At 69.2% G+C, this 10589-nt stretch carries 12 protein-coding genes; 11 read left to right on the top strand and 1 reads right to left on the bottom strand.

Going from position 1 to position 10589, the window contains the following annotated elements:
* Positions 1–52: 52 nt before the first annotated feature.
* Entirely contained in the window at positions 53–673 is a 621-nt protein-coding gene (gene recR, locus V7Q42_RS20730) for a recombination mediator RecR (protein WP_333826171.1), read from the bottom strand.
* Positions 674–977: 304 nt separating this feature from the next.
* Here recR and V7Q42_RS20725 point away from each other — a divergent pair, with 304 nt between their 5' ends.
* From V7Q42_RS20725 to V7Q42_RS20675, 11 genes are all read left to right on the top strand, one after another.
* Positions 978–1145 (top strand): hypothetical protein, encoded by a 168-nt coding sequence (locus V7Q42_RS20725; RefSeq protein WP_333826170.1) that lies wholly within the window; start codon positions 978–980, stop codon positions 1143–1145.
* Between the two features lie 174 nt (positions 1146–1319).
* Positions 1320–1472: a hypothetical protein gene (locus tag V7Q42_RS20720; RefSeq protein ID WP_333826169.1), complete on the top strand. Its 153-nt coding sequence runs from the start codon at positions 1320–1322 to the stop codon at positions 1470–1472.
* A 228-nt stretch (positions 1473–1700) separates the two neighbouring features.
* Positions 1701–2180, top strand: a complete 480-nt coding sequence (gene ybgC / locus V7Q42_RS20715; protein ID WP_333826168.1) for a tol-pal system-associated acyl-CoA thioesterase — start codon at positions 1701–1703, stop codon at positions 2178–2180.
* A 304-nt stretch (positions 2181–2484) separates the two neighbouring features.
* Positions 2485–3201: a protein TolQ gene (tolQ, locus tag V7Q42_RS20710; protein WP_333826167.1), complete on the top strand. Its 717-nt coding sequence runs from the start codon at positions 2485–2487 to the stop codon at positions 3199–3201.
* A 24-nt stretch (positions 3202–3225) separates the two neighbouring features.
* A complete protein-coding gene (gene tolR / locus V7Q42_RS20705; RefSeq protein ID WP_333826166.1) occupies positions 3226–3684 on the top strand; it encodes a protein TolR in 459 nt (152 codons plus the stop codon).
* Positions 3685–3692: 8 nt separating this feature from the next.
* A complete protein-coding gene (gene tolA, locus V7Q42_RS20700; RefSeq protein WP_333826165.1) occupies positions 3693–4859 on the top strand; it encodes a cell envelope integrity protein TolA in 1167 nt (388 codons plus the stop codon).
* Positions 4860–4891: 32 nt separating this feature from the next.
* Entirely contained in the window at positions 4892–6277 is a 1386-nt protein-coding gene (gene tolB, locus V7Q42_RS20695; protein WP_333826164.1) for a Tol-Pal system beta propeller repeat protein TolB, read from the top strand.
* Positions 6278–6550: 273 nt separating this feature from the next.
* Positions 6551–7051 (top strand): peptidoglycan-associated lipoprotein Pal, encoded by a 501-nt coding sequence (pal, locus tag V7Q42_RS20690; RefSeq protein WP_333826163.1) that lies wholly within the window; start codon positions 6551–6553, stop codon positions 7049–7051.
* A 261-nt stretch (positions 7052–7312) separates the two neighbouring features.
* On the top strand, positions 7313–8314 hold the full coding sequence (gene ybgF / locus V7Q42_RS20685; RefSeq protein WP_333826162.1) for a tol-pal system protein YbgF: 1002 nt from the start codon (positions 7313–7315) through the stop codon (positions 8312–8314).
* Complete coding sequence (tilS, locus tag V7Q42_RS20680; protein ID WP_333826161.1) at positions 8301–9620, top strand: tRNA lysidine(34) synthetase TilS; 1320 nt, start codon at positions 8301–8303, stop codon at positions 9618–9620. The genes ybgF and tilS overlap by 14 nt, the downstream gene beginning before the upstream one ends.
* Before the next feature lie 183 nt (positions 9621–9803).
* Positions 9804–10589 (top strand): ATP-dependent metallopeptidase FtsH/Yme1/Tma family protein (locus tag V7Q42_RS20675; RefSeq protein WP_333826160.1); only part of this gene is annotated, 786 nt, incomplete at its 3' end.

Here is a 10589-nt window from a genome sequence, read left to right as displayed (position 1 = left end):
GCACATTAAACGCATCAAATCAACATGATGGTCCAACCGCGCACAGGTCTCCTCAGACCTTCGTCCGCGCCCGCATCGCCTGGGAGAGGGTGCCGTCGTCGAGGTGGTCGAGTTCGCCGCCGACCGGCACGCCGTGGGCGAGGCGGGTGACGGAGATCTCACGCCCCTCGTCGCCGAGATGGGCGAGCTGGTCGGTGATGTAATGGGCCGTGGTCTGGCCCTCGACCGTGGCGTTCATCGCCAACACCACCTCGCGGATGCCGCCCTGCCGACAGCGCTCGACCAGCGCCGCGATCGTCAGATCGCCCGGACCGATGCCGTCGAGCGGCGACAGCACGCCGCCGAGCACGTGATACCTGGCGTCGATCGCCCCGGCCCGCTCCAGCGCCCACAGATCCGACACGTCCTCGACCACCACCAGCACCGAACCGTCGCGGCCGGCATCGCGACACACCGTGCACGGCTCCACCGTGTCGACGTTGCCGCAGATCGAACACACCCCGACCTTGCCGAGCGCCGCCTGGAAGGCGGCGGTGAGCGGCGCCAACAGGCTCTCCTTCTTCTTGACGAGATGCAGCGCGGCCCGCCGCGCCGAGCGCGGGCCGAGCCCCGGCAGCTTGCCGAGCAATTGGATCAACCGCTCGATTTCGGCGCCGGCGACGTGTCTGGCCATGCGAATGTCCCGGAAAATGCGATTCGGACGAGGCGGCAGTCTACTATGCCGATCCCCTCCGAGGGGAGCCGACCGATCGATCGGGGCCCGCTCCCTCCACCGCGAAACTGACGAGAACCTGACAAAACCGACGCGAGCCGTCCCGTCGGGTGAATTTTCGCGATCACGATTTCGTGTCACCGATCGAGAACGATACATGAAGCCAGAAATACTTCGGCCTTTTCTTGGAATCTTCTTGGTTTTTAACGTTTCGTTGATGAACCCGGCGCGAACGTCATGGGGCTCGACGACAGAGGAGAGCGACATGAGCATGACGATCCCCCCCGCCGCATCGCCGGCCTCCCGCCTTCCGGAGATGCGCGAGGGTCCCGGTCCCGATCGGGTGAACGACCACGACGGCGACGACGGCGCCGCCGCCCGCGCCCCGGCCCCGCCTCCCGGCATGGGGAACATCGTCGACAAGACGGTGTGAGGGCGAGGCCGCCGCGTCGTACCAGCGGGTACGGTTACGCCGCGCCGATTACTGGAGACATCGAAGTCGTCGCCCCGGCGAAATCGATTGAATCGCCGATGACGACGTTTCGTCAACACTTCGGTAACGAATTCGGAGCACCATCTCCTCAAGATCAACGGAAGAGGAGCCCGCATGAACCTTTCGAAATCCTTCGGGACCGAGGTCGTGGACGGGGTCTTCGAGGCCGCCTCCATGCGCCCGCCCGAGCGGATCGTCGATCATCGGCAGGACGGTCCCGCCCGCTTCTGGGCGGATCCGCCGCCGGGTCGGGATCGGATCGCCTGAAAACGGCGATCCACAGGGACAGAACACGAGGCCGGCTCGGCGCCCCCGAGCCGGCCTTCTTCGTTTCGCCCGCCCCCTCCCCCGCGCCCCTCGATCCCCGCGTCCGCCGCGCCCCTCCCCGGCGTTCGGCGCGGTTGATGTCGCTTCCTCGAAATCCTATTCGTGGGCCCCTTCGCGCAGATGCGGCGACCGGCGCCGCTTCTCACCAGGCCGAGGAGAACGAGCGGAATGAACGACGCGCGCTGCGACACGCCGGGGACCGAGGTCGTCGAACACGCCATCCCGGTGCGGGTCTACTGGGAGGACACCGACGCCGGCGGCATCGTCTATCATGCCTCCCACGTCCGCTTCTTCGAGCGTGGCCGCACCGAATTCCTCCGCGCCCTCGGCCTGTCGCAGACCGATCTCGCCGACGACGGTCCCGGCCTGCTCTTCGCCGTGCGCCGCATGGAGATCGACTATCTCAAGGCGGCCAAGCTCGACGACCTCCTCACCGTCACCACCCGCGTCTGCGACATGGGCGGGGCTCGCATGACCATGAAGCAGACCCTCACCCGCGGCGACGAGACCATCGCCACCGCCGTGGTGATCGTCGTCGGCATCACCCGCGAGGGGCGCGCCCGACGCATCCCCGGCCGGTTCCGCACCCTGGTCGGCCATCCCGAAGCGCCCGACGCCGCCGACCCCGCCGCACCGCGGGAAACGTAACCGTTTCTTAACCTTGACAATGGCTTGCTGGCGGATGCGAAGGCTCGCCCGAGCCCTCGTTTGGTCATATTCGGTGGGCAGAAGATCTCTCGCGGAGATCGGGGCCGGAGGATGCGGAAACGCTCACGCCCGTCGGAACGGTCGAAGACCGGATCGCGTGACCCGCACCGAGAGCGGGAGACACGTGGACCTCGCTCGACCGCCGCGGATCGGCTTCGCCTCGTCCCCGTCGAGATCCACATCCCCCGTCTCGCCGCGCCCGCGGCGTCGTTCGCGCCGCGCCCGGCGACAAGGAACCGGATTCATGAACGCTGATGTCGCCCAGGTGGCGCTCGCCGCCCCGAACGCCTCGATCTCGCTCCTGTCGTTGTTCTGGTCGGCCCACCTCGTCGTCAAACTGGTGATGGCCGGCCTCTTCCTCGCCTCGGTGTGGTGCTGGGCGATCATCGTCGACAAGGTGATCCTGTTCCTGCGCACCCGCCGCCAGATGGACCACTTCGAACAGGTCTTCTGGTCCGGCCAGAGCCTCGAGGATCTCTATCGGACGCTGTCGGCGCGCGACAACCGCGGCATGCCCGCCCTCTTCGTCGCCGCCATGCGCGAGTGGAAGCGCAGCCACGAGAGCGGCCGCCCGGCGATCGGATCCCTGCAGCAGCGCATCGACAAGGTGATGGACGTCACCATCAATCGCGAAGTCGACCGCTTCAATTCCAACCTCTTGGTGCTCGCCACCATCGGCGCCTCGGGCCCCTTCATCGGCCTCTTCGGTACCGTCTGGGGCATCATGACCGCTTTCCAGGGCATCGCGGCGTCGAAGAACACCTCGCTCGCCGTCGTCGCGCCGGGCATCGCCGAGGCGCTCTTCGCCACCGCCATCGGCCTCGTCGCCTCGATCCCGGCTGTCATCGCCTACAACAAGCTCTCCTCCGACGCCGGCGCCCTCGGCGGCCGGCTCGAGGCCTTCGCCGACGAGTTCTCCGCCATCCTGTCGCGCCAGATCGACGAACGGCACGCGGCCTGAGTTCGGCAACGAGGAGATCGGATCATGGGCATGGCGGTCGGAGGAGCCGGAGGCTCCGGTGGACGGCGAGGACGCAGGTCGCGGGCGCGGCGCGGTCCCATCGCCGACATGAACATGACGCCCTTCATCGATGTCATGCTGGTGCTGCTGATCATCTTCATGGTGGCGGCGCCGATGATGACGGTGGGTGTTCCGGTCGACCTGCCGGAGACCCGCGCCAAGGCGATGGAGGGCCAGACCCAGCCGGTCACCGTGTCGGTCGACGGCCAGGGCCGCATCTTCATCATGGACGCCGAGCTGAAGCTCGACGACCTCGTCCCCAAGCTCCAGGCGATCGCCAAGAACGGGGTGGAGGAGCGCATCCTGGTGCGCGGCGACCGCACCACCGACTACGGCACCATCCTGCGCGTCATGGGCCGGCTCAACGACGCCGGCTTCAAGAAGATCGGCCTCGTCTCGCTGCCCGAGACGGCCTCTCGGTGAGGAGCCCCATGCGTCCCGGCCTTCCCGCCTCGGTCGTCCTGCACGCTGCGCTGATCGCGTGGATCGTGGTCGGACTGCCGTTCCGGAAGGCGGCGGAAGACGCCGTCGTCGTCGACGCCATGCCGATCGAGTTCGTCCCCGTCGCCGACGTGGCGAACCTCAGGCTCGGTCAGAAGACGGCCAAGCCCAAGGACGAGATCGTCCCGAAGGAGACGAAGCAGGCGGCCAAGGAGAGCGAGGGCGCCCGCGCCGGCACCGACGCCCGCGAGGAGCCGCCGCCGCCGATCCCGCAGGCCAAGCCGGAACCGCCGAAGCCCGAGCCCAAGGCCGAACCGGTGAAGGCTCCCGAGCCGCCCGAGCCGGAACCGCCGAAACCCGAGCCGATCAAGGCGCCGGAACCCAAGCCGCAACCGCCGAAGCCCGAGCCGATCAAGGCCCCCGAGCCCAAGCCCGACCTGCCCAAGGAGGCGGAGAAGGCCAAGGACCTCGGCGAGGGCAAGCCGCCGGTGCCCAAGGAGCCGCCGAAGGACACCAAGGCGCTCGACAAGCTCCTCGAGGAGCAGAAGAAGCTCGACGACAAGAAGGCGGAGGAGAAGCGCCTCGCCAACGCCAAGGCCGCCGCCGCCGCCAAGGCCGCCGCCGACGCCAAGGCCAAGGCCGACGCCAGAGCCAAGGCGTTGGCCGATGCCAAGGCCGCCGCCGACCGCGCCGCGAAGGCCGCGGCCGACGCCAAGGCGGCCGAGGCGGCCAAGGCCAAGTCGCAGTTCGATTCGCGCGAGATTTCCGACATCCTCAACAAGAACCGGACCGGTTCGTCCGCCTCCAAGGTGCAGCAGACCGCCAGCCTCGGCTCGCCATCCGGCAGGTTGAACGTCACCCGCATGACCCAGTCGGAGACGGACGCGCTGGTCGGCCAGATCAAGAAATGCTGGAACCCGCCGATCGGATCGGCCGAGGCCGGCATCGGCGTGACTCTGCGCTTCTCGATGAACCAGGACGGCACGCTCGCCGGCCAGCCCGAGATCATCGAGGCCCCGGCGCACCCGCTCGGACCGGCCCTCGCCGCCTCGGCGCGCCGCGCCCTCCTGCAGTGCGGCCCCTACAAGATGCCTCCCGAGAAATACGCCGCCTGGCGGCTGGTGGAGGCGACCTTCAATCCCAAGGACGTCTTCTGACGGACACCGACGAGACGACGAGGACTTCGACGATGCCGAGCCAACAGACCTTCGCGCCGCCCCGCCCGATACGCGCCGACCGCCGCCGGAGCGCCTTCGCGTCGCGGCTGCGCGCCATCGGCCTCGCCGTGGTCGGGCTGGCCGCCGGCGCCGTCGGCCTCCTCGCCGCGTCGCTTCCCGCCGAGGCGCAGCTGAAGATCACCGTCACCCCCGGCGCCGCCTTCACGCCGATGCCGATCGCCGTGCCCAACTTCACCGGCGACCCGCAGCTCGGCGCCCAGGTGGCGCAGATCGTCGCCCAGGATCTGAAGACCTCCGGCTACTTCAACGTCCTCGACCCGTCCTCCTATCTGGAGCGCGCCGTCGGCGCCGACGTGACGCCGAATTTCAACAATTGGCGCGGCATCAACGCTCAGGCGCTCGTCGCCGGCACGGTGCAGCAACAGGGTGGACAGATCGTCGCCCAGGTGCGGGTGTGGGACGTCTACGGCGGCTCTCAGCTGATCGGCTCGCAGTTCGCCACCTCGCCCGACAACATCCGCCGCCTCGCCCACATCGTCGCCGATGCCGCCTTTTCGCAGCTCACCGGCTTCAAGGGCTTCTTCGACAGCCGCGTCGCCTTCGTCGACGAGTCCGGGCCGAAGTCGAACCGGGTCAAGAAGCTCGCCATCATGGACTGGGACGGCGCCAACGTGCGCTACCTCACCCGCGGCCAGGAACTGGTGCTGACCCCGCGCTTCTCGCCGTCGAACCAGCAACTCGCCTACATGTCCTACGGCGCCGGCGACCCCAAGGTGTTCATCCTCAACGTCGCCTCCGGCGCCCGCCAACTCGTCGGCGACTTCCCGTCGATGACCTTCAGCCCGCGCTTCTCGCCCGACGGCAACACCCTCGTCTTCTCGATGCAGAAGGACGGCAACGCCAACATCTTCTCGATGAACCTCGGCGGTCGCGCCGTGCAGCAGCTGACCAACGCCGCGGCGATCGACACCCATCCCTCCTTCTCGCCCGACGGCGCGCAGATCGTCTTCGAGAGCGACCGCGGCGGCACCCAGCAGCTCTACGTCATGGACCGCGGCGGCGGCGCGTCGAAGCGCATCTCCTTCGGTTCCGGACGCTACTCGACGCCGGTGTGGTCGCCCGACCCGGACAATCCGTTCATCGCCTTCACCAAGCAGGAAGGCGGCATGTTCAAGATCGGCGTGATGAAGCCCGACGGCACCGGCGAGCGCATCCTCACCGAAGGCTTCCACAACGAGGGCCCGACCTTCGCCCCCAACGGCCGCTACGTCATGTTCTTCCGCGAGGAAGGCGGACAGGCCGGCCTCTGGCTCGCCGACGTCACCGGTCACGTGCTGACCCGCATCCGCACCCCGGCCGGCGCCTCCGATCCCTCCTGGTCGCCGCTGCTGAAGTGAACTGGCCATCACCTCGCCGTGGCGATCGTGCCACGGTGAGGTGATGCCGATCGGCAACGCTTTTCCGCCGCCGCGCCGCGTCGCGGATCGGCCGCGGCAGGGACACGCTTCGACCACTTTCCCCCCGCCCTGATGACGCCACGGCGATACCGGCCGGCGTCGTGGAAACGGCGTACGGAAAGGTTTCGTTCACCATGTTCCTGAACCCCGACTTAACCACGGATCGTTAGGGTTACCGACGAGTATCGGGGACCTTCCGAAGGAGTCTTTCGCATGTGGAGTGAATTGGGCCTGACCCGCGGCGCGAAGTTCGCGGCCGTCGTCGCGACCTCGCTGACCCTGGCGGCCTGCGCCAGCCAGCAGGACAACGCCGGGATGAACGGTGCCGGCGGCGCGGGTGCGGCGACGCCGGGCAGCCAGCAGGACTTCGTCGTCAACGTCGGCGACCGCGTCTTCTTCCAGAACGACAGTTCGGAACTGACCGGCGAGGCGCGCGGCACCCTCGACCGTCAGGCCGTCTGGCTCGGCAAGTACCCGCGCTACGCCGTGACCGTCGAAGGCCACGCCGACGAGCGCGGCACCCGCGAGTACAACATCGCCCTCGGCGCCCGTCGCGCCGCCGCCACGCGCGACTACCTGATCTCGCGCGGCATCTCCTCGACCCGCCTGAAGACCATCTCCTACGGCAAGGAGCGTCCGGTCGCCGTCTGCGACGCCGAGAGCTGCTGGAGCCAGAACCGCCGCGCCGTCACCGTACTCAACGGCGCCAACTGACCGCGGCCGAAACGCGGGAACACACGGAAACGACATGCGAGCGGCGCTCCCCCGAGGGGCGCCGTTCGCCGTTTCGACGGCGGACGCCGCTCGGTCGTCGCATCATCGCGAGAGGGTCACCGCGACGACAAATTTTGGCCGAAACGCGCGGGTCATGATAGGAGATCGGCCGATCCGAGCCCGATCGTCGCGGCTCGTCGGAGGAAAGGAGCGCCGCCGTCCATGTTTCAACGGACACTCGCCACACGCGGAGGCCCACCGATGCGGCACCGCCTCGCCGTGATCGCCGTCGTGGCCTTCGCCACGATCGCCTCGCTCGGCGTCGGGACGGCGCGGGCGCAGGGGTTCTTCGGCGGCTCCGATTCCGGTGATCGCCGCAACGCCGAACTGTCGCTACGCATCAACCAGCTCGAAGGCCAGTTGCGCGGTCTCAACGGCCAGATCGAGCAGATGTCGCACCAGATCCAGCAGCTTCAGGACACCCTGACGCGCATGCAGAAGGACTACGAGTTCCGTCTGCAGGAGATCGAGGCCGGCGGCGCCCGCGGCGCCAAGCCGGCCCAGAAGCGCAGCGACGCGCCGAGCGCCGCCGAAACCATGTCGACCGCCGGCCTGCCGGCCGCGGCCGGCATGGCCCCCGCGGCCGCCCCGGTCGCGGTCGCCCCGGCGTCCGCCCCGGTCGCCGTCGCCGGACGCGGTGCACCGCCGGCGTCGCTCGGCCAGTTGAACGCCGCCGACCCGATCGGTGGACTGATCGGATCGTCGTCTTCGGCGCCGCTCAATCTCGGCGCCCCCGGCGTCGACACCCGCGCCGTCACCGATCCGACGATCGTTCCGGTTCCCGGCGTCGACCCGCGCTATTCGGCGGTTCAGCCGACCGCCAGCGCCCGCGACGAATACGACGCCGCCTACGGCTACGTGCTCAACGGCGAATACGAACTGGCGGAGACCAGTTTCAAGACCTTCATCACCCATCACCCGACCGACAAGCGGGTCGGCAGCGCCCAGTTCTGGCTCGGCGAGAGCTACTATGTCCGCTCCAAGAACAAGGAGGCCGCCGACGCCTTCCTCAAGAGCTACACCCAGTTCCCCGACGGCCCCAAGGCGCCCGACAGCCTGTTGAAGCTCGGCCTCTCCCTCGCCGCCCTCGGCGAGAAGAAGGCCGCCTGCACCACCTACGAGGAACTGCTCGTCAAGTACCCCAAGGCTTCGCGCGCCCTGCGCGATCGCGCCCTCGCCGAGAAAGTCCGTGGCAAGTGCTGAGGACGCCCCCGTCTCGGATGCCGAAGCCGCGACCCTCTTCGCGCCGCTCCGAGACCGTTCCCGTCTCGTCCTCGCCGTCTCCGGCGGTCCCGACAGCACCGCCCTTCTCCTGCTCCACGCCCGCGCCCGTACGCTCGATCCGACGCTGCCCGGCGCGATCGTCGTCACCGTCGACCACGGCCTGAGGCCCGAAGCCGCGCAAGAAGCGCGCCTCGTCGCCGCCCTCGCCGCCCGCCACGGCCTCCTCCACCGCACGCTTCGCTGGGAGGGCGAAAAGCCCGCCGCCAACCTCCAGGCCGAAGCCCGCCGCGCCCGCTACGACCTCCTCTTCGACGCCGCCCGCGACCTCGGCTGCGACACCGTCGTCACCGCCCACCACGCCGACGATCAGGCCGAGACCTTCCTCGCCCGCCTGGCTCGCGGCTCCGGCGTCGTCGGCCTCTCCGCCATGACACCACGCCGAAAGATCGACGGCCTCGTCCTCGCCCGCCCCTTTCTCGATCTGCCCAAATCGCGCCTGCTCGCCACGCTCGCCGCCGCCGGCGAGGCCTGGATCGAAGACCCCTCCAACACCGACCGGCGCTTCGACCGCGCCCGTCGGCGCGCCGCCGCCCCCCTCCTCGCCGACCTCGGCCTCACCCGCGACCGCCTCGTCGCCACCGCGAAGGCGATGGCGCGTGCGGCGTCCGCGATCGAGACGCAGGTCGATGCGGCGCTCGCCACCGGCGTCGACATCCACCCCGCCGGCTGGGTGGCGCTGCGGCCGGAGGTCGTCGCCACCCAGCCCGAAGAGGTTCGCCTGCGGCTCTTCTCACGGCTCGTCCGAGCCGTCGGCGGCGCCCCCTACGGTCCGCGGCTCGACCGGCTGGAAGCGATCGCCGCCGCCGTCGACGGAGGCGATCCCGCCGCCGTCGTCGCCGCCCGCACCCTCGGCGGCACCCGCATCGAGCAGCGGCGCGGCCGCATCTGGATCGCCGCCGAAGCCGGCCGAGGCACACCGCCGAGCCTGAGGCTCGAACCGGGAGAGTGTGGCCGCTGGCGCGGACGGCGCATCGAACTGGCGCCCGGGGCCTCCTCGGCGGTGACCATCGCGCCTCTGGGCCCCGACGGCCGGCGGACGATCGCCGCGACCGACGGTCTCACCCCGGCCATCGTCGGAGACCCCACGCCACCGGCGGCGATGATCGAATCGGCGCTCGCCGTCTTCCGCGACGGCGAACTCGTCGCCTGCCCGGGGCTCCGCCATGTCCGCGAAGGGGACCGAAATCGCATGGAAACACTGCATATCGCGCCGATTTCACCCTGAAACGCCGTCCGGGAGCCCGGCGCCGGCCGGATCGGCGGGCCGCGGTAACGATTTCGTCAGACGAACGCGCCGCGACGAACCCATCTCCTTGGCACGGAGCGAGGAGACACCTATCTTCCAGGGAACCGACGTGGGTCGGCGGAGGCGGTGTTCGCGTACCGCCCGGCCGAGATGGGATCTTCGATGAACGCCAATTTTCGGAACTTCGCCCTCTGGGTGATCATTGGACTCTTGCTGATCGCGCTCTTCCAGCTGTTCCAGAACCCTGGACGGACGACGGGCACGAACGAAGTGTCGTTCTCCCAGTTCCTCGACGATGTCGAGGGCGGCAAGATCAAGCAGGTGGTGATCACCGACCAGCAGGTCCAGGGCGCCTACAAGGCGGGCGGCACCTTCCAGACCTACGCCCCGGCGGACGCCCGCTACATCGAACTCCTGCGTCAGAAGGACGTCGCCATCGCCGCGCGCCCGGCCGGCGAGAGCTTCTCGCTCCTCGGCGCCCTGATCTCGTGGATGCCGATGCTGCTGATCATCGGCATCTGGCTCTTCGTCATGCGCCAGATGCAGGGCGGCGCCGGCGGCAAGGCCATGGGCTTCGGCAAGTCCAAGGCCAAGCTCCTGACCGAGGCCCACGGCCGCGTCACCTTCGAGGACGTCGCCGGTATCGACGAGGCCAAGGAGGATCTCCAGGAGATCGTCGAATTCCTGCGCGACCCGCAGAAGTTCCAGCGCCTCGGCGGCCGCATCCCGCGCGGCGTGCTGCTCGTCGGCCCGCCCGGTACCGGTAAGACGCTGACCGCCCGTGCGGTTGCCGGCGAAGCCAACGTGCCGTTCTTCACCATCTCGGGCTCCGACTTCGTCGAGATGTTCGTCGGCGTCGGCGCCAGCCGCGTCCGCGACATGTTCGAGCAGGCCAAGAAGAACGCCCCCTGCATCATCTTCATCGACGAGATCGACGCGGTCGGCCGC

The organism is Pinisolibacter sp. (genome assembly GCF_036782435.1).
Classification (GTDB): domain Bacteria; phylum Pseudomonadota; class Alphaproteobacteria; order Rhizobiales; family Ancalomicrobiaceae; genus CALBKH01.
The sequence above is the reverse complement of the archived record's forward strand: the minus strand, read 5'-3'. Positions and strand labels throughout refer to the sequence as shown.